Annotated in this window: 26 protein-coding genes; 14 read left to right on the top strand and 12 right to left on the bottom strand. The window is 62.2% G+C overall.

The features are described 5' to 3' along the window. The first annotated feature begins 40 nt into the window (after positions 1–40). From FFS13_RS05880 to tldD, 3 genes are read left to right on the top strand one after another with little or no spacing between them, the layout of a single operon-like run. On the top strand, positions 41–3868 hold the full coding sequence (locus tag FFS13_RS05880; protein ID WP_137818174.1) for a YhdP family protein: 3828 nt from the start codon (positions 41–43) through the stop codon (positions 3866–3868). 55 nt (positions 3869–3923) lie between these two features. Continuing rightward, the gene (locus tag FFS13_RS05875) at positions 3924–4763 is read left to right on the top strand and encodes a carbon-nitrogen hydrolase family protein (RefSeq protein WP_137818173.1); all 840 of its coding nucleotides are present in this window, start codon (positions 3924–3926) and stop codon (positions 4761–4763) included. A 26-nt stretch (positions 4764–4789) separates the two neighbouring features. After that, positions 4790–6247 carry a metalloprotease TldD gene (tldD, locus tag FFS13_RS05870; protein WP_137818172.1) on the top strand — a complete coding sequence of 486 codons (1458 nt, stop codon included), beginning with the start codon at positions 4790–4792 and terminating at the stop codon, positions 6245–6247. A gap of 53 nt (positions 6248–6300) precedes the next feature. On the opposite strand, the gene yjgA is transcribed toward tldD, so the two are convergent. Further along, positions 6301–6819, bottom strand: coding sequence for a ribosome biogenesis factor YjgA (gene yjgA / locus FFS13_RS05865; protein ID WP_137818171.1), 519 nt, complete (start codon positions 6817–6819; stop codon positions 6301–6303). A 237-nt stretch (positions 6820–7056) separates the two neighbouring features. On the opposite strand from yjgA, the gene pmbA reads away from it, so the two are divergent. Further along, positions 7057–8403: a metalloprotease PmbA gene (gene pmbA / locus FFS13_RS05860; protein WP_137818170.1), complete on the top strand. Its 1347-nt coding sequence runs from the start codon at positions 7057–7059 to the stop codon at positions 8401–8403. A gap of 53 nt (positions 8404–8456) precedes the next feature. On the opposite strand, the gene FFS13_RS05855 is transcribed toward pmbA, so the two are convergent. From FFS13_RS05855 to FFS13_RS05810, 10 genes are all read right to left on the bottom strand, one after another. Further along, positions 8457–8729 carry an HPr family phosphocarrier protein gene (locus tag FFS13_RS05855; protein ID WP_137818169.1) on the bottom strand — a complete coding sequence of 91 codons (273 nt, stop codon included), beginning with the start codon at positions 8727–8729 and terminating at the stop codon, positions 8457–8459. Between the two features lie 19 nt (positions 8730–8748). After that, positions 8749–9603 carry an RNase adapter RapZ gene (gene rapZ, locus FFS13_RS05850; protein WP_137818168.1) on the bottom strand — a complete coding sequence of 285 codons (855 nt, stop codon included), beginning with the start codon at positions 9601–9603 and terminating at the stop codon, positions 8749–8751. 19 nt (positions 9604–9622) lie between these two features. Then, positions 9623–10087: a PTS IIA-like nitrogen regulatory protein PtsN gene (gene ptsN / locus FFS13_RS05845; protein WP_137818167.1), complete on the bottom strand. Its 465-nt coding sequence runs from the start codon at positions 10085–10087 to the stop codon at positions 9623–9625. A gap of 15 nt (positions 10088–10102) precedes the next feature. Beyond that, on the bottom strand, positions 10103–10411 hold the full coding sequence (gene hpf / locus FFS13_RS05840; RefSeq protein ID WP_137818166.1) for a ribosome hibernation-promoting factor, HPF/YfiA family: 309 nt from the start codon (positions 10409–10411) through the stop codon (positions 10103–10105). Between the two features lie 83 nt (positions 10412–10494). Continuing rightward, positions 10495–12003 (bottom strand): RNA polymerase factor sigma-54, encoded by a 1509-nt coding sequence (locus tag FFS13_RS05835; protein ID WP_137818165.1) that lies wholly within the window; start codon positions 12001–12003, stop codon positions 10495–10497. 146 nt (positions 12004–12149) lie between these two features. Next, positions 12150–12875, bottom strand: a complete 726-nt coding sequence (gene lptB, locus FFS13_RS05830) for an LPS export ABC transporter ATP-binding protein (protein WP_137818164.1) — start codon at positions 12873–12875, stop codon at positions 12150–12152. Beyond that, on the bottom strand, positions 12875–13432 hold the full coding sequence (gene lptA / locus FFS13_RS05825) for a lipopolysaccharide transport periplasmic protein LptA (protein ID WP_137818163.1): 558 nt from the start codon (positions 13430–13432) through the stop codon (positions 12875–12877). Before lptA ends, lptB begins: the two co-directional genes overlap by 1 nt. Continuing rightward, positions 13419–13988, bottom strand: coding sequence for an LPS export ABC transporter periplasmic protein LptC (gene lptC / locus FFS13_RS05820; protein WP_137818162.1), 570 nt, complete (start codon positions 13986–13988; stop codon positions 13419–13421). The genes lptA and lptC overlap by 14 nt, the downstream gene beginning before the upstream one ends. 8 nt (positions 13989–13996) lie before the next feature. After that, positions 13997–14521, bottom strand: a complete 525-nt coding sequence (locus FFS13_RS05815; protein WP_256657830.1) for an HAD family hydrolase — start codon at positions 14519–14521, stop codon at positions 13997–13999. A gap of 14 nt (positions 14522–14535) precedes the next feature. Beyond that, positions 14536–15510, bottom strand: a complete 975-nt coding sequence (locus tag FFS13_RS05810; protein WP_137818160.1) for a KpsF/GutQ family sugar-phosphate isomerase — start codon at positions 15508–15510, stop codon at positions 14536–14538. A 244-nt stretch (positions 15511–15754) separates the two neighbouring features. Between FFS13_RS05810 and FFS13_RS05805 the strand changes: the two genes are divergently transcribed. The 10 genes from FFS13_RS05805 to hisC all read left to right on the top strand — a co-directional run bounded on the left by FFS13_RS05805 (position 15755) and on the right by hisC (position 23783). Beyond that, the gene (locus FFS13_RS05805) at positions 15755–16564 is read left to right on the top strand and encodes an ATP-binding cassette domain-containing protein (protein WP_137818159.1); all 810 of its coding nucleotides are present in this window, start codon (positions 15755–15757) and stop codon (positions 16562–16564) included. Next, positions 16564–17364, top strand: a complete 801-nt coding sequence (gene mlaE / locus FFS13_RS05800) for a lipid asymmetry maintenance ABC transporter permease subunit MlaE (protein ID WP_137818158.1) — start codon at positions 16564–16566, stop codon at positions 17362–17364. Before FFS13_RS05805 ends, mlaE begins: the two co-directional genes overlap by 1 nt. Then, positions 17364–17831 (top strand): outer membrane lipid asymmetry maintenance protein MlaD, encoded by a 468-nt coding sequence (gene mlaD / locus FFS13_RS05795; protein ID WP_137818157.1) that lies wholly within the window; start codon positions 17364–17366, stop codon positions 17829–17831. The genes mlaE and mlaD overlap by 1 nt, the downstream gene beginning before the upstream one ends. Before the next feature lie 11 nt (positions 17832–17842). Next, on the top strand, positions 17843–18496 hold the full coding sequence (locus tag FFS13_RS05790; RefSeq protein WP_137818156.1) for a phospholipid-binding protein MlaC: 654 nt from the start codon (positions 17843–17845) through the stop codon (positions 18494–18496). Next, on the top strand, positions 18489–18797 hold the full coding sequence (locus FFS13_RS05785; RefSeq protein WP_137818155.1) for a lipid asymmetry maintenance protein MlaB: 309 nt from the start codon (positions 18489–18491) through the stop codon (positions 18795–18797). Before FFS13_RS05790 ends, FFS13_RS05785 begins: the two co-directional genes overlap by 8 nt. A 110-nt stretch (positions 18798–18907) precedes the next feature. Next, positions 18908–19147, top strand: coding sequence for a BolA family protein (locus tag FFS13_RS05780; protein ID WP_137818154.1), 240 nt, complete (start codon positions 18908–18910; stop codon positions 19145–19147). Between the two features lie 22 nt (positions 19148–19169). After that, positions 19170–20435, top strand: coding sequence for a UDP-N-acetylglucosamine 1-carboxyvinyltransferase (gene murA, locus FFS13_RS05775; protein ID WP_137818153.1), 1266 nt, complete (start codon positions 19170–19172; stop codon positions 20433–20435). Positions 20436–20591: 156 nt separating this feature from the next. Continuing rightward, on the top strand, positions 20592–21218 hold the full coding sequence (hisG, locus tag FFS13_RS05770; RefSeq protein ID WP_119952231.1) for an ATP phosphoribosyltransferase: 627 nt from the start codon (positions 20592–20594) through the stop codon (positions 21216–21218). A 174-nt stretch (positions 21219–21392) separates the two neighbouring features. Then, positions 21393–22721 carry a histidinol dehydrogenase gene (gene hisD, locus FFS13_RS05765; protein WP_137818152.1) on the top strand — a complete coding sequence of 443 codons (1329 nt, stop codon included), beginning with the start codon at positions 21393–21395 and terminating at the stop codon, positions 22719–22721. Between the two features lie 3 nt (positions 22722–22724). After that, entirely contained in the window at positions 22725–23783 is a 1059-nt protein-coding gene (hisC, locus tag FFS13_RS05760) for a histidinol-phosphate transaminase (protein ID WP_137818151.1), read from the top strand. Positions 23784–23830: 47 nt separating this feature from the next. Here the strand turns inward: hisC and algW are convergent, their stop codons facing one another. Then, complete coding sequence (algW, locus tag FFS13_RS05755) at positions 23831–24985, bottom strand: Do family serine endopeptidase AlgW (protein WP_137818150.1); 1155 nt, start codon at positions 24983–24985, stop codon at positions 23831–23833. Positions 24986–25000: the final 15 nt, after the last annotated feature.

Below are 25000 nucleotides of genomic sequence, written 5' to 3'. Positions count from 1 at the left end.
CAGTGCCGGGATGTGCACTTGCTTGTGGAGCCGAACTGAAATGGAACGTCTCGCCCGCCTGTTCGCCACTCTGCTGCGCTGGAGTTGGGAGCTCTGTGCCTTAGGTCTGGTGCTGGCGGCGCTGTATGTCAGCCTCGGCCGCGAGCTGGTGCCTTGGGTCGCCGAGTATCGCGGCGAAGTCGAGAGCAAGGTGCAGGCGACTCTGGGTTTGCCGCTGACTATCGGTAGTCTGGAAGGCCGTTGGCAGGGATGGGCGCCGCTGCTGCTGGCGCATGACGTGCAGGTTGGCGAAGGCGCCAGTGCGGTGCGGCTGGATCAGGTGCGGGTGGTGCCGGATGTAGTGGCCAGCTTGCTGGCGCGTCAGGTGCGGGTTGCCCGGCTGGAGCTGGAGGGCCTGCAGCTCAGTGTGCAACAGGACGCCGACGGCCGGTGGTCGCTGGAAGGCTTGCCGGCGCGTGCCGAATCCGCGCCGGTGGATCCGGCGCAATGGCTCGCCGGCCTGCAAATGGTCGCGCGCATTTCGTTGCTGGATAGCCAACTGACCCTCGAGCCTCATGGCGAGGCGCCGTTGACCCTCACCTATGTCAACTTGAGCCTGCGTAATGGCATAAGCCGTCAGCGCCTGGACGGCCGTTTGACCCTACCCGATGGCCAGCCGTTGGCCCTGAGCCTGCGCACCCACTTGCGCCCGGGAACATGGCAGGAGGCGGAGGCCGAGCTGTATCTCAGCCTGCCGCAGAGCGATTGGGCGCGCTGGCTGCCGGCGGGCCTGACGCGCGACTGGCACGTCGAGCGCCTCCAGGCAGGCGGCGAATTCTGGCTGTCCTGGGCCAAGGGCGGCATCCAGCGCGCGGTGGCGCGTGTGCATGCGCCCGAGCTGAGCGCCGCTTACGCCCAGCGCAAGCCGGTGAAGCTGCAGGATTTGGCACTCACGGGCTACTTCGACCGGACGCCTAAAGGTTTTCAGTTGCTGCTCGACTCGCTCGCCGTGAGCTTCGGTGAGACCCGTTGGGGTGAGGCGCAGCTGGGCCTCACTCATCAGGCCGCCAGCGCGGATGGCGAGGAGCGCTGGCAACTCACGGCGGATCGTCTCAACCTGACGCCGTTGGCTCCGGCAATCGAGGCGCTGGCACCGTTGCCGGAAACCCTCGCCGCGGTGTTGGGCGGCCTGCAACCCCAGGGTGTCTTGCGCAACCTGCAACTGGCGTACCGGCCGCAGGCCAGCGCCGACCAGCGTGTGCAATTTGCCGGCAACCTGGAAAACATCAGCTTCGATGCCTATGGCGGGGCGCCGGCGGTGGAAAATGTCAGCGGCAGCATCAGTGGCGACCTGGGTCAGGGCGAGCTGCGCCTGGCGACCGAGAACTTCGCCTTGCACCTGGATCACCTGTTTCCCAAGCCCTGGCGCTATCAGAAGGCCAATGCCCGGTTGACTTGGCGCCTCGACGAGCAGGCCTTCACCCTGATCAGCCCCTACCTGCAAGTAGTGGGTGACGAGGGTAAGCTCGCCGGCGATTTCCTGATCCGCCTGATGCGCGATCCGGCGACGGAAGACTATATGGACCTGCGTGTCGGCCTGCGCGAGGGCGACGCCCGCTACACCGAGAAATACTTACCGACGCTGGCCACTGGGCTCAGCCCGGAGCTGGCCAACTGGCTGAAGACGGCGATCCGTGCTGGCGCCATCGACGAGGGCTATTTTCAGTATCAGGGCTCGCTGAACAAGGGCGCGGAGGATGCGGCGCGCAGCCTCAGCCTGTTCTTCAAGGTGCATGACGCCGAGTTGGCCTTCCAGCCCGGCTGGCCAGCACTGCGCGGCGCGCGCGGTGATGTGTTTATCGAGGACCGCGGGGTGCGCGTGCAGGTGCCGGAAGGGCGTTTGCTCGACAGTACTGTGAGTGCTGTCAGCGTCGACATTGCGCATGTCGAGCCGGGCCAGACGCCGCGCTTGCTGCTGGTTGGCGAGGTGCGGAGCAATGTGGCCGATGCGCTGAAAATTCTTCAGGACACGCCACTGGGCACCGCTGAAACCTTCGCCGGCTGGCAGGGTGAGGGCGCGCTCAGCGGCAAGCTCAACCTGGATATTCCACTGAGCCATGGTGTGCCGCCCACTGTAGTGGTCGACTTTTCGGCCGACGGTGCGCGCCTCAAGCTGGCTAACCCCAACCTCGAATTGACTCAACTGAAAGGCGCGTTCCGCTTCGATACGGCCAGCGGCCTGAGTGCGCCGGATATCCGCGCTCAGGTCTTTGGCCGGGCGGTTCGCGGCAAAGCCATCGCCGCTGGCGCGCGCGGTCGGCCGCTGACGCGGATCGAGGCGGGCGGTCAAGTGGCGCTGAACAGCCTGACCGATTGGCTGGGTGCGACCCAGCCACTGCCGTTGTCCGGCGAGTTGCCCTATCAATTGTGGCTGACCCTGGAGGGTGCCGACAGCCAGCTGCGCGTCGACTCCAGCCTGAAAGGGCTGGCGATCGACCTGCCGGCACCCTTTGGCAAAGCGGCCGCCGATGAGCGCCCGACCGAGTGGCGCATGACCCTGCAGGGTGCGGAGCGGCGTTACTGGTTGGACTATGCCAAGCTGGCCAGCCTGACCTTGGCGGCGCCGCTTGGCCGCTTGGCCGATGGCCGGGCTGAACTGCGCTTGGGCCAGGAGCCGTCCAGTTTGCCGAGCAGCAAAGGGCTGCGCGTACGCGGTAGCCTGAGTGAGTTGGATTGGGAGGCCTGGCAGGCGCTGGGCAAACGCTATGCGGCTGACCAGGGCGATGGCGCCAAGCAGTTGCTCAGCAGTGCCGAACTGCAGATCGGCAGCTTCCGTGGCTTCGGCGCCTCGCTGGAGAACCTGAGTGTGCAGTTGGCCCGTGCCAATGGGGGCTGGACGTTGGACCTCGACAACGCTCAGCTCAAAGGCCGGATCGGTTTGCCGGATGCCAGCGCGGCGGCCATCACGGTCAACCTCGAGCGCCTACGCTTCCCCGCCGCCAAGCCCAAGCCGCCCACCGAGGTGGCTGGGCCTGACCCGCTCGCGGCGGTCGATCCGCGGCAGATTCCGGCGCTGGATATCCAGATCGCCCAAGTCTTGCAGGGTGACAGTCTGCTGGGGGCCTGGTCGCTGAAAGCGCGGCCGACTGCCAACGGGGTAACGTTCAGCGAGTTGAATCTGGGCCTCAAGGGCATGCAGCTGGGTGGCACTGCTGGCTGGGAGGGCGCGCCCGGCGCCAGCAGTAGCTGGTACAAAGGCCGGCTAGAGGGCAAGAACTTGGCCGATGTGCTGCTCGCCTGGAATTTCGCGCCGACGGCCACCAGCGAAAGTTTCCACCTGGATGTCGATGGGCGCTGGCCCGGGTCGCCGGCCTGGGTCAGCCTCAAGCGGTTGTCGGGTGAGCTCGATGCCAGTCTGCGTAAGGGCCAGTTCGTCGAGGCGCAAGGCTCAGCCGCGGCGCTGCGGGTGTTCGGCTTGCTCAACTTCAACTCAATCGGTCGGCGGCTGCGCCTGGACTTCTCCGACCTGCTGGGCAAGGGTCTGAGTTACGACCGAGTCAAAGGCCTGCTGGTGGCCAGCAATGGTGTCTACGTGACGCGTAAACCTATTACCCTGACCGGGCCGTCGAGTAACCTCGAGCTGAATGGCACCTTGGACATGGCCAGCGATCAAATCGATGCCAAGCTGCTGGTGACGCTGCCATTGAGCAACAACTTGCCGCTGGCCGCCTTGATCGTCGGCGCTCCGGCCATCGGTGGGGCGTTGTTCGTGGTCGACAAGCTGCTGGGCAAGCAGGTGGCGCGTTTCGCCAGCGTGCAGTACAGCGTGAAAGGCCCCTGGCAGGATCCGAAAATCAGCTTCGATAAGCCTTTTGAAAAACCTCGCTAACGCCGCGGCTCGCTGCATGGGTTAGCATGCGGTTATGTCTTTCTGGGAGCGCGGTATGTCCCTCGCCGTGATTCAGATGGTTAGCCAGGACGATGTACTGGCCAACCTTATCCATGCCCGTCGCCTGCTCGAGCAAGCCGCCGCCGGTGGTGCGCGGCTTGCGGTGCTGCCGGAAAACTTTGCCGCCATGGGCCGCCGTGACCTGGCCGTCCTCGGGCGGGCCGAAGCCTTGGGTGAAGGCCCGATCCTGCCCTGGTTGAAACAGGCCGCCCGTGACCTCAAGTTATGGATAGTGGCCGGCACCTTGCCGCTGCCGCCCGACGGTCAACCGGAGGCTAAGGCGCATGCCTGTTCGTTGCTGATCGATGAGCAGGGCGAACGGGTGGCACGTTACGACAAGCTGCATCTGTTTGATGTGGATGTGGCCGACAGCCGCGGTCGCTACCGCGAGTCCGACGATTACGCCCATGGTTCGCAGCTCGTGGTGGCGGATACTCCGGTGGGGCGCTTGGGGCTGACGGTGTGCTACGACCTGCGCTTCCCCGAGTTGTATGGCGCGCTGCGGGAGGCTGGCGCTGAATTGATCAGCGCGCCTTCGGCGTTTACCGCGGTGACCGGCGCCGCGCATTGGCAAGTCCTGGTGCGCGCGCGGGCCATCGAGACGCAGTGTTACCTGTTGGCCGCCGGCCAGGGCGGCATGCACCCGAAGGGGCGCGAAACTTTTGGCCATTCGGCAATCATCGACCCCTGGGGGCGAGTATTGGCCGAGCAGGCTCAGGGCGAGGCGCTGCTCTTGGCCAGTCGCGATGCAGCCGAGCAGGCGGCGATCCGTCAACGTATGCCGGTGTACAGCCACCGCCGATTTTCTGTGTCGTCCGTCGTACGGCCGACCTAAAGGCTCTGAGAGCCTATGGAGTGACTATGAGTGAGTTGTTGTTATCCGTCAGTGAGCACCTGTTGGGCCCTGGCGGTCTGAGCATCGAAAGCCTGCCAGCGGTGCTAAGCGAATTGGCCGGCCCGGGGATCGATGCGGCTGACCTGTATTTCCATGGCCAGGTTTCGGAGACTTGGGTACTGGAGGACGGCATCGTCAAGGAAGGTAGTTTCAATCTCGATCAGGGTGTCGGCGTACGCGCACAGTCCGGTGAGAAAACCGGCTTCGCCTATAGCAATGCGATCACCGCCGAAGCCTTGAGTCAGGCCGCCCGAGCCGCACGCTCGATTGCCCGCGCCGGCCAGCATGGCCGCGTGCAGGCCTTTGCCAGCCCGCAAGTTGCACGCCTGTATGCACCGGAGAACCCGCTGGAAGTGCTCAGCCGGGCGGAGAAAGTCGAGCTGCTCAAACGGGTGGATGTCGCTACGCGGGCGCTGGACCCGCGGATCAAACAGGTCACCGTCAGTCTGGCGGGCGTCTGGGAGCGGATTCTGGTCGCCGCCAACGACGGCAGCCTCGGCGCCGATGTGCGGCCGTTGGTGCGCTTCAATGTCAGCGTGATAGTCGAGCAGAATGGTCGTCGCGAGCGCGGTGGCCATGGTGGCGGCGGTCGCTCCGATTATCGCTACTTTCTCAGTAAGGACAGCCTCAACGAAGACCGCGCCATGGGTTATGCCCGTGAGGCGTTGCGTCAGGCGCTGGTCAATCTGGAAGCCATCCCGGCACCGGCCGGCACCTTCCCGGTGGTGATGGGCGCTGGTTGGTCTGGCGTCCTGCTGCATGAGGCGGTCGGCCATGGCCTGGAGGGTGACTTCAATCGCAAGGGCAGTTCGGCCTATAGCGGGCGCATGGGCCAGCAAGTGGCCTCCAGCCTCTGCACCATAGTCGACGACGGGACCCTGGCGGGGCGCCGCGGCTCGCTGAGCCTGGACGACGAAGGCACGCCGACCCAGTGCACCACGCTGATCGAAAACGGCGTGCTCAAGGGCTATATGCAGGACAAGCTGAACGCGCGTCTGATGGGCGTGGCCGCCACCGGCAATGGCCGGCGTGAGTCGTACGCGCACCTGCCGATGCCGCGGATGACCAACACCTATATGTTGGCCGGCGAGAGCGACCCGCAAGAGATCATCGCCTCGGTGAAGAAGGGCATTTACTGCGCCAACCTCGGCGGTGGTCAGGTCGATATCACCAGCGGCAAGTTCGTGTTCTCCACCAGCGAGGCCTACTTGATCGAGGATGGCAAGATCACCGCGCCGGTCAAAGGGGCCACTTTGATTGGTAACGGGCCGGAAGCCATGGGCCGGGTGTCGATGGTTGGCAACGATCTGGCGCTGGACAGCGGGGTCGGCACCTGCGGGAAGGACGGTCAGTCGGTGCCGGTGGGCGTCGGTCAGCCGACGCTGAAGATCGATGCGATTACCGTGGGCGGGACAGGGGCCTAGGGCGGGTTACGCCGCGATGCGGCTAACCCACCCGGGATTGCGCGAGAGTTCGCTTAACGCAACCCGCGTTTGCTCTCGTCCAGCTCGCGGATGTATTTGAAGATTTTGCGCGTGGCGGCGGGTGGCTTGTTGTGTGCCGTTTCGTGCTGGGCCTGACGGATCAGTTGGCGCAAATGCTGCCGGTCAGCCTGCGGATAATCGCCGACAAAGGCTTCGAGAACGTCGTCGCCGCCGTTGATCAAACGGTCGCGCCAGCGTTCCAGACCATGGAAACGTTCGTTGTACTGACGGGTAGACGCATCCAGTTGGTCCAGCAGGACCAGGATTTCGTCGATGTTCTGATCGCGCATCAGCTTGCCGATGAACTGGATATGCCGTTTACGGGCGATGTTCGCCGTATGCTTCGGCGCTTCGGCCAGGGCGCGACGCAGGGCGTCGGTCAGCGGCAGGCGTGCGATCAGGTCGGGTTTGAGGGTTGTCAGGCGCTCGCCGAGGTCGACTAGAGCATGCAGCTCGCGTTTGACTTGGGTTTTGCTCTTCTCCTCGGAGAAGTCGTCGGAATATTCAGACATGGGGCTGATCCAGTTGGAAACGCCGCCATGATAACGAGTCGAGGGCCGCTTGTCCGGCCCGGTCGGGTGACTGACCATAGAACCTGTTCAAGGTCGCCGCGAGCGCAGGTCAGGCAAGGCGAAAACAGGCGAGGATGCGGAGTTTACGAGCTGTAAATGAGCAGTCCGAGCCTGTTTTCAACGCAGCATCACCAAGCGCAGCAGACATTGAGCAGGTTCTTAGAAGTGGAGTGGGTTATGAGTGCAGCAGAGGTAGTCGGCCCCCAGGCCTTGCCGGAATTGCAGGCGCAGGTCGCGCGGATTATTGCCGAGGCCAAGCAGCAAGGCGCCAGTGCCTGTGAGGTCGCGGTATCGGTGGAGCAGGGCTTGTCCACCTCGGTGCGCCAGGGCGAAGTGGAGACTGTGGAGTTCAACCGCGATCAGGGCTTTGGCATCACCCTGTATGTCGGTCAGCGTAAGGGCTCGGCGAGCACCTCGGCGAGCGGTGACTCGGCGATCCGCGAGACGGTGGCCGCGGCCCTGGCCATCGCCAAGCATGCCTCCGAGGACGACTGTGCCGGGCTGGCCGCTCCTGAGCTGATGGCGCGCGACTTGCCGGATCTGGATCTCTACCATGCCTGGGATATCACCCCGGAGCAGGCCATCGAGCGGGCGCTGAGCTGTGAAGCGGCGGCCTTTGCCGCGGATAAGCGGATCAAGAACGCCGACGGCACCACCCTCAATACGCACCAGGGCTGCCGCGTGTATGGCAACAGTCATGGGTTTGTCGGTGGTTACGCCAGCACCCGGCAGAGCCTGAGTTGCGTGATGATCGCCGAGGCTGACGGGCTGATGCAGCGCGACTACTGGTATGACGTCAACCGGCGTGGCGAGGATCTGGCCGATGCCGGCAGTATCGGCCGGCGTGCCGCCGAGCGGGCGGTCAGCCGCCTGGGTGCGCGTCCGGTGCCGACCTGCGAGGTGCCGGTGCTGTTTGCCGCGGAACTGGCCACCGGCTTGTTCGGCCATTTCCTCTCGGCGATCTCCGGCGGCAACCTGTATCGCAAATCGTCCTTCCTCGAAGGCGCCCTGGGTCAGCAGCTGTTTCCAGAGTGGCTGAGCCTCGATGAGCGTCCACATATCCCGCGGGCGCTGGGCAGCGCGGCGTTCGATGGCGATGGCCTGGCGACCTACGCCAAGTCTTTCGTCGAGGGCGGTGAGTTGCGTTCCTACATCCTGGGTACCTACTCCGGGCGCAAGCTGGGTCTGCCAAGTACGGCGAATTCCGGCGGCGTGCATAACCTGTTCGTCAGCCATGGCGAGGATGACCAGGCGGCGCTGATCCGGCGCATGGGCCGCGGGCTATTGGTCACCGAGCTGATGGGGCAGGGGCTGAATCTGGTGACCGGCGACTACTCGCGCGGTGCCGGTGGGTTCTGGGTCGAGAACGGTGAGATCCAGTTCCCGGTGCAGGAAGTCACTATCGCCGGCAATCTGCGTGATATGTTCAAGCAGATTCTGGCGGTGGGTAGCGACCTGGAACTGCGCAGCAATGTGCGTACGGGTTCGGTCTTGATCGAGCGGATGATGGTGGCGGGGAGCTGACGGAACCTCGGGTGGGCATAGCGCTGTGGCGATTTGCCCACCTCGCGGCTGAGCTATTCGCCTTCGTCGAAGCGGTTGTTGATCAATTCGATCAGCGCATTTAAGGCGTCATCGTCCTGCTCACCTTCGGTGTGCAGGTGGATCGCGGTGCCTTTACCGGCGGCCAGCATCATGACCGCCATGATGCTTTTGCCATCCACGTAGCATTCCGGCGCACGACCGACGCGCACCTGGCAAGGAAAGCGCCCGGCCACGCCGACAAACTTGGCGGCCGCGCGCGCGTGTAGGCCAAGCTTGTTGATGATGGTGATTTCACAGGCGGGCATCGCTGTTTAAGTCCTTCTACTAAAGGTCGCGGTGGCGAACCTGAATATTCTTTAAGGTTTTTTTCAACGCTTGGCCAAGTCGCTCGGCCAGATACACCGAGCGGTGATGTCCGCCCGTGCAACCAATGGCGATGGTGACATAGGCGCGGTTGCTTGCGGCGAAGCGCGGCAGCCATTTTACCAAGTAGGCGAGGATGTCTTGGAACATCTCTTCGACATCCGGCTGCGCGGCCAGGTATTGCGCGACGGATGGCTCGAGGCCCGAGTGCTCGCGCAGCTCCGGCTTCCAATACGGATTGGGCAGGCAGCGCACGTCGAAGACCAGATCCGCATCTACCGGCATGCCGCGCTTGAAGCCAAACGATTCGACCAGGAACGCGGTACCCGGTTCCGGCTTATTCAGTAAGCGCAGCTTGAGTGTGTCGCGCAGTTGGTAGAGGTTGAGATGCGTGGTGTCGATCTTCAGGTCGGCTAGATCGATGATCGGCCCGAGTAGCAGGCTTTCGTCGTGAATGGCTTCGGCCAGCGAGCGCTCGGCGGTGGTCAGTGGGTGACGGCGACGGGTCTCGGAGAAGCGCTTGAGCAGGGTTTCTTCGTCTGCGTCGAGGTACAGCACGTCGCATTGGATGTGCCGGGCGCGCACTTCGTCGAGCAGTTCGGGAAAGCGCTTGAGCTGGCTCGGCAGGTTGCGCGCATCGATCGACACGGCCACCAGCGGCTGCAACAGCTCGGTGTGCAACAGGGCGCGCTCGGCCAGTTCCGGGAGTAGGCCGGCCGGCAGGTTGTCGATGCAATAGAAGCCGTTGTCCTCGAGGACATCGAGGGCGGTGCTCTTACCCGAGCCGGAGCGGCCGCTGACGATGATCAAACGCATGATTAGGCTCCGCCTCCGCCTAGCGGCCGTTCTGCACGTCCACTACTACCTGGTACAGGCGGTCACTGCTGTGTGCGTGGCGCAGCTGTGCGCGTACCTCACTACGGTCGAGCATGCTGGCGATCTGGCGCAGGAGCTCCAGGTGCTCATCGGTGGCGGCCTCTGGCACTAGCAGGACAAACAGCAGGTCTACTGGGGCGCCGTCGATAGCATCGAAGTCTACCGGGGCGTCGAGGCGCAGCAGGGCGCTGATCGGCGATACGCAGCCAGGCAGACGGCAATGTGGAATGGCGATGCCATTGCCGAAACCGGTTGAGCCAAGCTTTTCGCGGGCGACCAGGCTCTCGAAAATGTCTTGTCCATCCAGGTCGGGCAGTTCGCGGGCGACCAGGTTGGCGATCTGTTCGAGGACACGTTTTTTGCTGCCTCCCGGCACGCTCACCAGGGAACGGCCGGGGGTCAGTATGTTTTCAAGTCGAATCATGGGTAGGGGATGGTGTCAGCGAGCGGTGGCGCCTTGCAGGCGACCCTGCTGCTTTTCCTTGTGCTTGATAAGTTGGCGGTTGACCTTATCGGTGAGTAGATCGATAGCGGCGTACATGTCGTCATGTTCGGCGCGGGCGACCACTTCGCCGCCCGCGATGTGCAGGGTCGCTTCGATTTTCTGTTTGAGCTTCTCGACCTCCATGGTGACCTGCACGTTGGTGATTTTTCCGAAGTGGCGCTCCACCCGTTCGAGTTTCTCGACGATGTAGGCGCGTAGGGCGTCGGTCACATCCAGTTGATGTCCACTGATGTTGACTTGCATACCGCTTTCTCCTTATTGCCGTGTGTAAGAGACAGGCTAACGGGCCTGCCACCGGAACACTTTGGCTTGGATCAGTGTAGCCCTTACAGCAGTCGCTTACGTTCACTGGAAGGCGCTATCCCGAGGGATTCGCGGTATTTGGCGACTGTGCGGCGGGCCACCTGAATGCCCTGTGCCTCCAGTAAACCAGCGATCTTGCTGTCACTCAACGGCTTTTTCGCATTTTCCGCGGCAACCAGTTTTTTGATGATTGCGCGGATCGCGGTAGACGAGCATTCACCGCCTTCGGAGGTGCTGACGTGGCTGGAGAAGAAGTATTTCAGCTCGTAAATGCCGCGCGGGGTGTGCATGAATTTTTGCGTGGTCACCCGCGAGATGGTCGACTCGTGCATGCCCACGGCTTCGGCGATGTCGTGCAAGACCAAAGGCTTCATCGCCTCGTCGCCATAATCGAGGAAGCCGCGTTGGTGCTCGACGATCTGCGTGGCGACCTTCATCAGGGTTTCGTTGCGGCTCTGTAGGCTCTTGATGAACCAGCGGGCTTCCTGCAACTGGTTGCGCATGAAGGTGTTGTCGGCACTGGAGTCGGCACGGCGCACGAAGCCTGCGTATTGCGGATTGACCCGCAGGCGCGGCATGGCTTCCTGATTAAGCTCCACCAGCCAGCGTTCGTTGTGCTTGCGCACAATGACGTCGGGTACCACGTATTCCGGTTCGCTGGCTTCGATCTGTGAGCCGGGACGCGGGTTGAGGCTTTGAATCAGCTCGATCACTTGGCGCAGCTCGTCTTCCTTGAGCTTCATGCGGCGCATCAACTGGCTGTAGTCGCGGCTGCCGAGCAAATCCAGGTAGTCGCCCGCCAGGCGCTGGGCTTCGCTCAGCCAGAGCGTCTTGGCGGGCAGCTGGCGCAGTTGCAGCAGCAGGCATTCGCGCAAGTCGCGGGCGGCGATACCGGCGGGCTCGAACTGCTGGATGCGATGCAGTACCGCTTCCACTTCGTCCAGTTCGATATCCAGTTCGGGGTCGAAGGCTTCTAGCACCTCTTCCAGGGTTTCTTCCAGATAGCCTTGATTGTTGATGCAGTCGATCAGCGTGGCGGCGATCAGGCGATCCTTGTCGGACATCGGCGCCAGATTGAGCTGCCAGAGCAGGTGGCTTTGCAGGCTCTCGCCGGCCGAGGTGCGGGTGGTGAAATCCCACTCGTCATCATCGTTGCTGGGCAGGCTGCTGGCGCTGGTCTGGTAGATGTCTTCCCAGACGGTGTCGACTGGCAGTTCGCTGGGGATGCGCTCGTTCCATTCGCCCTCTTCCAGGTTGTCGACCGTGGGGGCGGACTCCTGATAGCTGGTTTCCTGGTAGGACTCCTCCGGGTTGGGCGCGGCGGGGGCGCTCTCCGCACCATCGGCCAGGGGGTCGGTGTTGTCGAAGTCGTCGCCGTCTTCCTGGCGCTCGAGCATCGGATTCGACTCCAAGGCTTCTTGAATCTCTTGTTGCAGATCCAAGGTAGACAGTTGGAGGAGGCGGATGGCCTGTTGCAGCTGCGGTGTCATCGTCAGCTGCTGGCCCATTTTAAGGACTAGCGATGGTTTCATGGAGGGGGCTTAGGACCTTATTCGCCGGCGCACATGCGCTATCCAACTACAGGGCGCCAAAGCGCCACCAGGAAGCAAATTATATGCCTGACCTCGAGGGTTTTGCCTAGCCCTCGCACATTTTCTGTAGTGGGCGGCTAGGCGAACTACAGGCGGAATTCATGGCCCAGGTAGACTTCTTTCACCAGTTGGTTGGCCAGGATGGTCTCGGCATCACCTTCGGCGATCAATTGGCCGTCGTTGACTATGTAGGCGGTTTCGCAAATATCCAGGGTTTCACGCACGTTGTGATCGGTGATCAAAACGCCGATACCCTTGGCCTTGAGGTGGTGGATGATTTGCTTGATATCGCCGACCGAGATCGGGTCAACGCCGGCAAAGGGCTCATCGAGCAGGATGAATTTGGGTGAGGTGGCCAGCGCGCGGGCGATCTCCACGCGGCGGCGCTCACCGCCAGACAGGCTCATGCCGAGGCTGTCGCGAATGTGGCTGATATGGAACTCCTGCAACAGGGTTTCCAGGGCCTGGCGGCGGCCGGTGCGATCGAGATCCTTACGGGTCTCGAGGATCGCCAGGATGTTGTCGGCGACCGAGAGCTTGCGGAAAATCGAGGCCTCTTGCGGCAGATAACCAATGCCGGCGCGGGCACGGCCGTGCATGGGCAGATGGGTGACGTCCTGCTGATCGATCAGTACGCGGCCCTGGTCGGCGTTAACCAGGCCGACAATCATGTAGAAACAGGTGGTCTTGCCGGCGCCGTTCGGGCCCAGCAGGCCGACGATCTGCCCGCTCTCAATCGACAGGCTGACGTCGCGCACGACTTGGCGGCCCTTGTAGCTCTTGGCCAGGTGTTGGGCTTTCAGGATGGCCATTACTGCGCCTTCTGCTCGGCGGGTTTGTTCTTCGGCTGGATCACCATATCGATGCGCGGGCGCGGCGAGGTCACGTTGGCGCCGGTGGCGCGGCCGGCGTTGACGATCTGGCGCTGGGTGTCGTAGACGATTTTCTCGCCCTCGAAGGTATTGCCTTCCTGAACTACCTTGGCTTGATCAATCAGCACGATGCGCTCGTTGGCGGCGAAATACTGGATAGTCAGGCCGTAAGCCTTGACGATCTGCTTGTCGGCAGCAGGTTTCTGCTCGTAATACGCCGGTGTGCCGACGGCGGTGAAGACCTCGATATCGCCGCTGGCGGTTTGCGTGATGGTCACGGTGTGGCCGGTGATCTTCAGGGTGCCTTGGGTAATGACGACGTCGCCGCGGTATACCGCTACGCCTTGTTTGTCATCGAGTTCTGCGCTGTCGGCTTGCACGCGAATCGGTTGCTCGCGGTCGGTCGGCAGTGCCCAGGCGCTCGCGCTTCCAAGTGCGGCACTCAAGCTGAGCAGAAGGGGGAGGGTCCGGAGAGACAAAGTATTAACGAACCTCATGCTGGCCTCTTACGTTGGACAGCAGGAGCATCCTGCCGTCATTCAAGTACGCTTTCATTCCTTGTGCCGTGGTCACCCCGTTGGCCGCCTCGATTCTAACGGCTTGCTGGGTCTGCGCATATTCCTTGTCGGGGAACAGGGTCAATCGGCTGGTGGTGAGTAGGGTCGGACGACCTTTGGCGTCCGTGCGCTCGACGCGCACGGCGTCGATCAGTTCGACTTCGGTACCCCCCGGCGACACTTCGCCGCGGGCGCTGCTTACATGCCAAGGTTGTGGGGTGCCGCGATAAAGTTGCAGGTCTGGGCGGGTCATCAGGCTGGTGTCGCTGGCTTTGAGGTGTTCGACCTTGTCGGAGGTCATTTCGTAATGCAGCTTGCCGTCCGGTTGATATTGCACGGTGCGGGCGTTAACCACATAGAAGTCGATGGCGTGTTCCGCGCTGGCTGTGGGCGTTTGCTCCAGCAGGCTGTCCGGGTTGAGATTCCAATAGCCAAGCGCCGCCAGCAGCAGGGCGGCGAGGGTGAAAAACACGGAGAGAAGCAGTTTGCGCAGCATGATCGGCTCTATAGATAGGCGGTTTGGGCGGCTTCAAGGCTGTCCTGGGCGCGCATGATCAACTCGCAGAACTCGCGGGCGGCACCTTCGCCGCCGCGGGCGTGGGTAACGCCGTGGGCATGCTGGCGGACGAAGCTGTCGGCGCTGGCGACGGCCATGCCCAGGCCGACCCGGCGAATCACTGGCAGGTCGGGCAGGTCATCGCCGAGGTAGGCGACCTGTTCGTAGCTTAGGCCGAGTTCACCCAGTAGCTCGTCGAGCACCACCAGTTTGTCTTCGCGGCCTTGGTACAGATGCTGGATGCCCAGGTTCTGTGCACGACGCTCGACCACTGGGGTCTTGCGCCCGCTGATGATGGCGGTGCGCACTCCAGAGGCGATCAGCATCTTGATGCCGTGGCCATCCAGGGTGTTGAAGGTTTTGAATTCGCCGCCGTCGGTGAGGAAGTACAAACGACCGTCGGTGAGTACGCCGTCGACATCGAAAATCGCCAGTTTGACGTTTTTAGCGCGCTTTAACAGATCGGCGTTTATCACGGGGCTGCTCATTACATTACCCCCGCACGTAGCAGGTCGTGCATGTTCAAGGCGCCCACCGGGCGGTCATGCTCATCGACCACCACCAGCGCGCTGATTTTATGGTCTTCCATGATCCTCAGCGCTTCGGCGGCCAGCATCTCCGGGCGTGCGGTTTTGCCATGTGGCGTCATGACCTCGTCGATGCTGGCTTGGCGCAGGTCGATGCTGCGATCCAGGGTGCGGCGCAGGTCGCCGTCGGTGAAGATTCCGGCGAGGCGCCCATCCGCTTCGAGTACTGCGGTCATGCCCAGGCCTTTCTGGGTCATTTCCAGCAGAGCCCCTTTAAGCGAGGTGCCGCGTTGGACCTGCGGCAGACTGGCGCCGGCGTGCATGACGTTTTCCACTTTCAGCAGCAGGCGGCGGCCGAGGGCGCCACCCGGGTGGGAGAAGGCGAAGTCTTCCGCAGTAAAGCCGCGGGCTTCCAGCAGGGCAATCGCCAGGGCATCACCGAGCACCAGGGAGGCGGTCGTGGAGGAGGTCGGCGCCAGGTTCAGTGGGCAGGCTTCCTGGGCGACGCGGGCATCCAGATTGGCTTCGGCGGCTTTCGCCAGCGGCGAATCAGGGTTGCCGGTCATGCTGATGAGGGTGATGCCGAGTCGCTTGATCAAGGGCAGCAGGGTGACGATTTCTGCGGTAGAGCCGGAGTTCGACAGGGCCAGCACTACATCGTCGCGGGTGATCATGCCCATGTCGCCGTGACTGGCTTCCGCCGGGTGGACGAAGAACGCCGTGGTGCCAGTGCTGGCCAGGGTGGCGGCGATCTTGTTGCCAATATGCCCGGACTTACCCATGCCGACGACGACGACGCGGCCCTTGCTGGCCAGAATTAGCTCGCAGGCACGCACGAAAGAGGCATCGATACGGGGTCGCAGGCCCTCTACGGCTTCGAGTTCGAGGCGAATGGTGCGCTGCGCGGACTGGATCAGGTCGCTGGACTGGCTCATATCGTAAATACAGTGGCCGGATGAAAAGGCGGCGATTATAGCCGTAAAGGCCAAAGCGCTCACCCTCCATCGCTGGACCCTGTTTGCCAGAGCCGTCGCAATGCTGAACGAAGGCTGTTTCGATCTTGGGTGGCGCAAGGCGGCAATGTTATAGTGCGCGGCTAATTCGGCCCGTTCAGTTAGCGTGGTGTCCCCGCCGAGGGATGTGGCGTCTGAAAGGGAGGCTGCATCGCAAGGAGTCCAGATGAGTGCCGATAACGCCTATGCGGTCGAGCTGAAGGGCGTGTCCTTCAAGCGCGGTTCGCGCAGCATTTTCAATAATGTCGATATTCGTATTCCGCGTGGCAAGGTCACCGGCATCATGGGACCTTCCGGGTGCGGTAAAACCACGCTGTTACGCTTGATTGGCGCCCAATTGCGCCCAGCCGGCGGTGAGATTTGGGTCAATGGCCAGAACCTGCCCGATCTCTCACGCAGCGCCTTGTTCGATATGCGCAAGCAAATGGGCGTGCTGTTCCAGAGCGGCGCCCTGTTCACCGATCTCGATGTGTTCGAGAACGTCGCCTTCCCGTTGCGCGTGCATACCCAGTTGCCGGAGGAAATGATCCGCGACATCGTGTTGATGAAGCTGCAGGCGGTCGGCCTGCGGGGTGCCATCGAGCTGATGCCGGATGAGCTCTCGGGCGGCATGAAACGTCGAGTGGCGCTGGCTCGGGCGATCGCGCTGGACCCGCAAATCCTCATGTATGACGAACCCTTCGTTGGCCAGGACCCGATTGCCATGGGCATCTTGGTGCGTTTGATTCGCCTGCTTAACGATGCCTTGGGTATCACCAGTATCGTGGTTTCCCACGATCTGGCAGAGACCGCGAGCATCGCCGATTACCTGTTCGTGGTGGGTGACACGCAGGTGCTGGGTCAGGGTACGCCAGCTGAATTGATGGATTCCGATAACCCGCGTATCCGCCAGTTCATGCAGGGGATTGCGGATGGGCCGGTGCCGTTTCATTACCCGGCGGTGGATTACCGCGATGATCTTCTGGGGGCGCGCTGATGCGCAAAACGCCAATACTCGAGCGGATTCGCCTGCTCGGCCGGGCCGGTATCGATGTAGTCGAGTCGCTCGGCAGCTCGACCTTGTTCCTGTTGCGGGCCATATTTGGCCGCGGCAACTTGGGCAATGGTTTTCTGCACTTGCTCATTAAACAGCTCCATTCGGTCGGGGTGATGTCGCTGGTGATCATCGTGGTCTCCGGCGTCTTCATCGGCATGGTGCTGTCGTTGCAGGGCTTCAGTATCCTGTCCGACTATGGCTCCGAGCAGGCGGTCGGGCAGATGGTGGCGCTGACTCTGCTGCGCGAGCTCGGGCCGGTGGTCACCGCTTTGCTGTTCGCTGGCCGCGCCGGCTCGGCGCTGACCGCTGAAATCGGCAATATGAAGTCTACCGAGCAGCTCTCCAGCCTGGAGATGATTGGCGTCGACCCGCTGAAATACATCATTGCTCCGCGCCTCTGGGCCGGGTTCATCTCGCTGCCGCTGCTGACGATGGTTTTCTGCGTGGTCGGCATCTGGGGCGGCGCCATGGTGGCGATCGACTGGCTTGGCGTCTACGAGGGCTCGTTCTGGGCCAATATGCAAAACACGGTGTCGTTCACCGATGACGTGCTCAACGGTGTAATCAAAAGTGTTGTCTTTGCCTTTGTGGTGACCTGGATCGCCGTGTTTCAGGGGTATGACTGTGAGCCGACTTCGGAAGGCATCAGTCGCGCAACGACAAAAACTGTGGTTTATGCCTCGCTCGCCGTGCTGGGGCTGGACTTTATCCTGACGGCCTTGATGTTTGGAGATTTCTGATGCAAAACCGCACCCTGGAAATTGGTGTCGGCCTGTTCCTCCTGGCTGGGATGTTGGCCTTGCTGTTGCTGGCGTTGCGTGTCAGTGGTTTGACGATGGGTACTGGCCAGGACACTTACAAGCTGTATGCGCATTTCGACAATATTGCCGGTCTAACCGTGCGAGCCAAGGTGACCATGGCGGGTGTGACCATCGGTAAGGTCACGGCCATCGACCTGGATCGTGATAGCTACACCGGGCGGGTGACCATGGAGTTGGAGAGCCGGGTAGACAATCTGCCGACCGATTCGACCGCCTCCATTCTCACCGCGGGTCTGCTCGGCGAGAAATACGTCGGTATCAGCGTGGGTGGTGATGAAGAACTGCTCAAAGATGGCGGAACTATTCGCGACACTCAGTCGTCACTGGTTCTGGAAGATTTGATTGGAAAATTCCTGATCAACTCGGTGAATAAAGAAGCCAAATGAGGGGTTTGACCATGGTTAACGCTCTACGACGCGGCCTGCTGGTCCTGCTGGCGGTTTTCCCGTTGTTTGTCCTGGCTGCACCTTCGGCGCAGGAGCTGGTGCAGCAGACAACGGATGAGCTATTGAACGACTTGAAGGCCAATAAAGAGCAGTACCGCAGCAATCCAAGCGAGTTCTATGACTCCTTGAATCGCATTATCGGCCCGGTGGTGGATGCGGATGGCATTTCGCGCAGCATCATGACGGTCAAATACTCGCGCGGTGCGACTCCCGAGCAGATGAAGCGTTTTCAGGAAAACTTCAAGCGCAGCCTGATGCAGTTCTATGGCAATGCCTTGCTGGAATACAACAACCAGGATATTCGTGTCCTGCCGGCTTCCGGCAAGCAGTCCGACCCCGAGCGCACCAGTGTGAACATGGAAGTGCGCGACAGTAAGGGCACGGTCTACCCGGTGAGCTACACCATGACGAAGGTCAAGGGCGAATGGATGTTGCGTAACGTGACCATCAACGGCATCAACATCGGCAAGCTGTTCCGTGATCAGTTCGCGGATGCCATGCAGAAAAATGACAACGATCTCGACAAGACCATCAACGGTTGGGCGCAAGTGGTGGCTAACGCCAAAAGCACCGATGCCGGCCAGCAGGCTGCCGGTCATGAGTGATGCCACTATTCGCCAGGCGGCGGACGGTGTGCTGCACTTGGCGGGAGTGCTCGATTTTCGTTCCGGGCCGTTGTTGCGGGCAGAGGGCGAACGCTTGATTCGTGCCGCCGAGCCTACTGCGTTGGTGCTGGACTGCGCGGCGGTGGTGCACTCGAGTAGTGTTGGTCTGTCACTGTTGCTGGCCTTCATGCGGGTTGCCCAGTCGGCCGGCAAAACCTTGACCGTGCGCGCACTGCCGATCGAAATGCGCCAGATCGCGCAAGTGTCCGGGTTGACCGAGCTGTTACCGCTGGACGCTTGAGTCAGTGCATAAGGCCCTCCGTCAGTGTTCCGCAATCCGGGGTTCGCAGGCGGGGGGCTTTTTTGTATGATGGCCGACCCGCGCGCGTAGGGCGCCGATTGAGGTTAAGCATGCAGGCCGTAGAAGTAAAAAACCTCCTAGAGGCAAAGCTGTCGGATACTCAGGTCGAAGTGGAAGGCGAAGGCTGTAACTTCCAGCTGAATCTGATCAGTGACGAGTTGGCTGGTTTGAGTCCGGTTAAGCGTCAACAGCAGATCTATGCCCACCTGAACGCCTGGATTGCCGATGGCAGCATCCACGCGGTCACCATGAAATTCTTCAGCCGCGCCGCTTGGGCCGAGCGTTCCTAAGCCCACGGGCGACGAGACTCCTATGGATAAATTGATTATTACCGGTGGCGTTCGCCTGAATGGCGAAATCCGCATCTCCGGGGCGAAGAACTCCGCCCTGCCGATCCTGGCCGCGACCCTGCTGGCCGATGCGCCAGTCACCGTGTGCAACCTACCGCACCTGCACGACATCACCACCATGATCGAGCTGTTCGGGCGCATGGGTATCGAGCCGGTGATCGACGAGAAGCTCAGCGTTGAAATCGATCCGCGTACCATCAAGACCCTGATCGCGCCCTATGAGTTGGTGAAAACCATGCGCGCCTCGATCCTGGTGCTCGGCCCCATGGTCGCGCGCTTCGGTGAGGCCGAAGTCGCGCTGCCAGGCGGTTGCGCCATTGGCTCGCGTCCGGTTGACCTGCACATCCGCGGCCTCGAAGCCATGGGCGCGCAGATCGACGTGGAAGGCGGCTACATCAAGGCCAAGGCGCCAGAAGGCGGCCTGCGTGGCGCGCACTTCTTCTTCGATACGGTCAGCGTGACCGGCACCGAAAACATCATGATGGCCGCCACCCTGGCCAACGGCCGCAGCGTGCTGGAAAACGCCGCCCGCGAGCCGGAAGTGGTCGATCTGGCCAACTGCCTGATCGCCATGGGCGCGCAGATTCAGGGCGCCGGGACTGACACCATCATCATCGATGGGGTTAAGCGTTTGGGCGGCGCGCGTTACAACGTGATGCCTGACCGTATCGAAACCGGCACCTATCTGGTGGCTGCGGCCGCGACCGGCGGTCGGGTCAAACTGAAAGACACCGATCCGAGCATTCTTGAAGCCGTGCTGTCGAAGCTGCAGGAGGCGGGCGCCGAAATCACCACCGGCCCTGACTGGATCGAGTTGGACATGAAAGGCAAGCGGCCGAAGGCGGTGAACCTGCGTACCGCGCCCTATCCGGCGTTCCCCACCGATATGCAGGCGCAGTTCATCGCGCTGAATGCGATAGCCGAAGGAACCGGCACGGTGATCGAAACCGTATTCGAAAACCGCTTTATGCACGTCTATGAAATGACTCGCATGGGTGCGTTGATCCAGGTCGAAGGCAACACGGCCATAGTCACGGGTACGCAGTCCTTGAAGGGCGCTCCGGTGATGGCGACTGACCTGCGGGCCTCCGCCAGCCTGGTTATTTCCGCCTTGGTGGCCGAGGGTGACACGTTGATCGACCGCATCTACCACATCGACCGTGGTTACGAATGCATCGAAGAAAAGCTGCAGTTACTCGGTGCGAAGATTCGTCGCGTACCGGGCTAGGTCGGCGCCGCAACAAAGCCCAAGCCCAACCTGCGCTCATCGATGGACGCGACAGTGTTGGGCTTCGCTACGTTCAGCACCAACCTACGCTTAGCTCCGGCTGTTGTAGTTGTGCATAGCCCTTGATCGGGCGAGTCTCTAAGGACACCGTGTTTCATGCTGACCATCGCCCTATCCAAAGGCCGGATTCTCGACGACACCCTGCCGCTTCTCGCCAAGGCGGGCATAGTGCCGACCGAGAATCCGGACAAAAGCCGTAAGCTGATCATTCCGACCACGCAGGAGGATGTGCGCCTGCTGATCGTGCGTGCCACCGACGTGCCGACTTATGTCGAGCATGGCGCCGCCGATCTCGGTGTGGCCGGCAAGGATGTGCTGATGGAATACGGCGGCCAAGGCCTGTACGAACCGCTGGATCTGCAGATTGCCAAGTGCAAGCTGATGACCGCCGGTGCGGTAGGCGTGCCGGAGCCGAAAGGGCGCCTGCGCGTAGCGACCAAGTTCGTCAACGTCGCCAAGCGCTACTACGCCGAGCAGGGTCGTCAGGTCGAGGTGATCAAGCTGTACGGCTCGATGGAGTTGGCGCCGCTGGTGGGATTGGCGGACAAGATCATCGACGTGGTCGACACCGGCAATACCTTGCGAGCCAACGGCCTGGAAGCTCAGGAACTGATCGCTCACGTCAGTTCGCGGCTGATCGTCAACAAGGCCTCGATGAAGATGCAGCACGCCCGTATCCAGGCGCTGATCGATACCCTGCGTGAGGCTGTCGAGTCCAAATGACCGTCATGATTGGCAGCGCAGCAGCGGCCTGGTTCGGCCACCGACGCTAATACCTGGTGCGGCTTCACGCCGCACCTGCCTACCCGTGCCATAGCCAATTTCTCGGGCGTCGCCACGGCAGGCTTTGGTAGCCTTAGCGACGCCCGAGCAATCGCCAATCTATTGAGGCCCGCTATGACCGCTTCCACTGCTATCCGCCGACTCAACGCTGCTGACCCGGACTTTGCTCGTCATCTGGATCATCTGCTGAGCTGGGAAAGCGTGTCCGACGAGTCGGTCAATCTGCGCGTGCTGGAGATCATCGCCGCGGTACGTGAACGCGGCGATGCGGCGCTGGTGGAGTACACCCAGCGTTTCGATGGCCTCAGCGTCGCTTGCATGGCGGATCTGATCCTGCCACGCGAGCGTTTGGAGCTGGCGCTGACGCGCATCACCGCGGCGCAGCGCCAGGCGCTGGAAGTCGCCGCCGAGCGCGTGCGCAGTTACCACGAGAAGCAGAAGCAGGACTCCTGGAGCTATACCGAAGCCGATGGCACGGTGCTAGGGCAGAAGGTCACGCCGTTGGATCGCGCGGGGCTGTATGTGCCGGGTGGCAAGGCCTCTTATCCGTCCTCGGTGTTGATGAACGCCATCCCGGCCAAGGTTGCCGGCGTGCCGGAAGTGGTGATGGTGGTGCCGACCCCGCGTGGCGAGATCAATGAAATCGTCCTGGCGGCCGCCTGCATCGCAGGGGTCGATCGGGTGTTCACCATCGGCGGGGCGCAAGCGGTGGCGGCGCTGGCCTATGGCACCGAGAGCGTGCCGCCGGTGGACAAGATCGTCGGCCCGGGCAACATTTATGTGGCGACCGCCAAGCGTCATGTGTTCGGCAAGGTCGGCATCGACATGATCGCCGGGCCCTCGGAAATCCTGGTGGTCTGTGATGGCCAGACCGATCCGGACTGGATCGCCATGGATCTGTTTTCCCAGGCCGAGCACGACGAAGACGCCCAGGCGATTCTGCTCAGCCCGGATGCCGCGTTCCTCGACAAGGTCGCCGCCAGCATAGCCCGGCTGCTACCGAGCATGGAGCGCGCCGAGATCATCCGCGCCTCGATCGAAGGTCGCGGCGCACTGATCCAGGTGCGCGACATGCAGCAAGCCATCGAGGTGGCCAATCGCATCGCACCCGAGCACCTGGAGTTGTCGGTCGCCGATCCAGAGGCTTGGTTGCCGCAGATTCGCCACGCCGGTGCGATCTTCATGGGGCGCTACACCGCCGAGGCTTTGGGCGACTACTGCGCCGGGCCGAACCACGTGCTGCCCACCTCCGGCACCGCGCGTTTCTCTTCGCCGCTGGGGGTGTACGACTTCCAGAAGCGTTCGTCGATCATCCACTGCTCGGCCGAGGGCGCCTCGGAACTGGGCAAAACCGCTTCCGTGCTGGCCCGTGGCGAATCGCTGACCGCCCACGCCCGCAGTGCCGAATACCGTATTGCTGCTAATCAAGCGAAGGGTGAGTGAACCATGAGCAAATTCTGGAGCCCCTTCGTTAAAGACCTGGTGCCTTATGTGCCGGGCGAACAACCGAAGCTGGCCAAACTGGTCAAGCTGAACACCAACGAAAATCCCTACGGTCCTTCGCCCAAAGCCCTGGCGGCGATGCAGGCGGAGTTGAATGACAACCTGCGGCTTTACCCTGACCCGAACGGTGAGCGCCTGAAGCAGGCCATCGCCGACTACTACGGCGTGCAGCCGGCGCAGGTGTTTCTCGGCAACGGCTCGGACGAAGTGCTGGCGCATGCCTTCCACGGTCTGTTCCAGCACGGCAAACCGCTGCTGTTCCCGGATATCAGCTACAGCTTTTATCCGGTGTACTGCGGCCTGTATGGCATTCCGTTCGAGGCGGTGCCGCTGGATGAGCAGTTCCAGATTCGCATAGCGGATTACGCCAGGCCCAATGGCGGGATCATCTTCCCCAACCCGAATGCGCCGACCGGCTGCTTGTTGGCGTTGGAGGCCATCGAACAACTGCTGAAGAGCCATCCGGATTCGGTGCTGGTGGTGGATGAGGCTTATGTCGATTTTGGCGGCGCGACCGCGATCAGGCTGGTCGATCGTTACCCGAACCTGCTGGTCACCCAGACCCTGTCCAAGTCCCGCTCGTTGGCCGGGCTGCGGGTCGGTCTGGCGGTCGGTCACCCGGACTTGATCGAGGCGCTGGAACGGATCAAAAACAGCTTCAACTCTTACCCGCTGGATCGCATGGCGATTGCCGGGGCGGCCGCGGCCTTCGAGGACAAAGCCTACTTTCGGCAGAGCTGCCAGGCGGTGATCGACAGTCGTGAGCAGCTGGTCGCTGCGTTGAACGACTTGGGGTTTGAGGTGCTGCCGTCGGCTGCGAACTTCGTCTTCGCCCGCCATCCGCAAAAGGATGCGGCAGCGCTGGCCGCCAGCCTGCGCGAGCAGGGCGTGATCGTGCGGCACTTCAAACAGGCGCGGATCGCCCAGTTCCTGCGCATCAGCATCGGCACGCCGGCGCAGAACCAGGCGCTGGTCGAGGCGCTGAAGGTTTGCCTGGGCTAGGTCATGTCCGTAGTAAAAAACGGCGCCTTGGGGCGCCGTGTTTTCTGTTACTTGCTCGCGCCGTTAGTGGCCTGCGGTGGGCGCAGACCGATTTCGGCCATTAGCTCGAGGGGCTTGCCATTACGCATCACTTCGATACTGGTTTTTTCACCCGGCTTGGCGCGTGCGACTTGGTTCATCGAGCGACGGCCATCGCTGGCCGGTTCGCCGTCGATGCTGAGGATCAGGTCGCCCGGTTGCAGCCCGGCTTTCTGCGCCGGGCCATCGCGATACACACCGGCAACTATAATCCCGGGACGGCCTTCCAGGCCAAAGGACTCGGCCAGTTCGGGGGTCAACGGCTGGACCTCGATGCCCAGCCAGCCGCGGATCACCTGGCCATGCTCGATGATGGCTTGCATCACTTCCAGCGCCAGCTTGGTCGGGATCGCGAAGCCGATGCCTTGTGAGCCGTTGGACTTGGACAGGATTGCGGTATTGATACCGATCAGATTGCCTTGGGCATCCACCAGTGCGCCGCCGGAGTTGCCGGGGTTGATCGCGGCGTCGGTCTGGATGAAGTCTTCATAGGTATTCAGGCCGAGCTGATTACGCCCGGTGGCGCTGATGATGCCCATGGTGACGGTCTGGCCAACGCCGAAAGGGTTGCCGATGGCCAGCGCCACATCGCCGATGCTGATGGCGTCCGAGCGCCCGAGGGTGATGGCGGGGAGCTCCTTCAAGTCTATTTTCAGCACCGCCAGGTCGGTTTCCGGGTCGCTGCCGATCACTCGGGCCAGGGTTTCGCGGCCATCTTTCAGCGCCACGACAATCTGGTCGGCGCCGGCGGTGACGTGGTTGTTGGTCAGCAGATAGCCTTCCGGGCTCATGATCACCGCCGAGCCCAGGCTGGACTCCATACGCCGCTGCTTGGGCAGGTTGTCACCGAAGAAGCGCCGGAACTGCGGGTCTTCAAACAGCGAGTTAGCCGGTTTGCTGACAATCTTGGTGGTATAGAGGTTGGCCACTGCGGGTGCCGCGCTGCTCACCGCGTCGGCATAAGAAACCGGGCCCTGCTGGGCGAGGCCGTAGCGTGGCGCCTGCTGCATGTGTACATCCTGGCGCGGCAAGCCGACCCACTGTGGGTAGTACTGAATAATCAGCAGTGCTAGGAGCACGCCGGCTAGCAGGGGCCAGCCGAGGAAACGCAGGGCCTTGAACATCGAAAAATCCCGAGG

It is taken from the genome of Pseudomonas sp. 2FG (assembly GCF_005502935.1).
Lineage (GTDB): Bacteria > Pseudomonadota > Gammaproteobacteria > Pseudomonadales > Pseudomonadaceae > Aquipseudomonas.
Note: the sequence above shows the minus strand (reverse complement) of the source record. Positions and strands in the feature narration are given on the sequence as shown.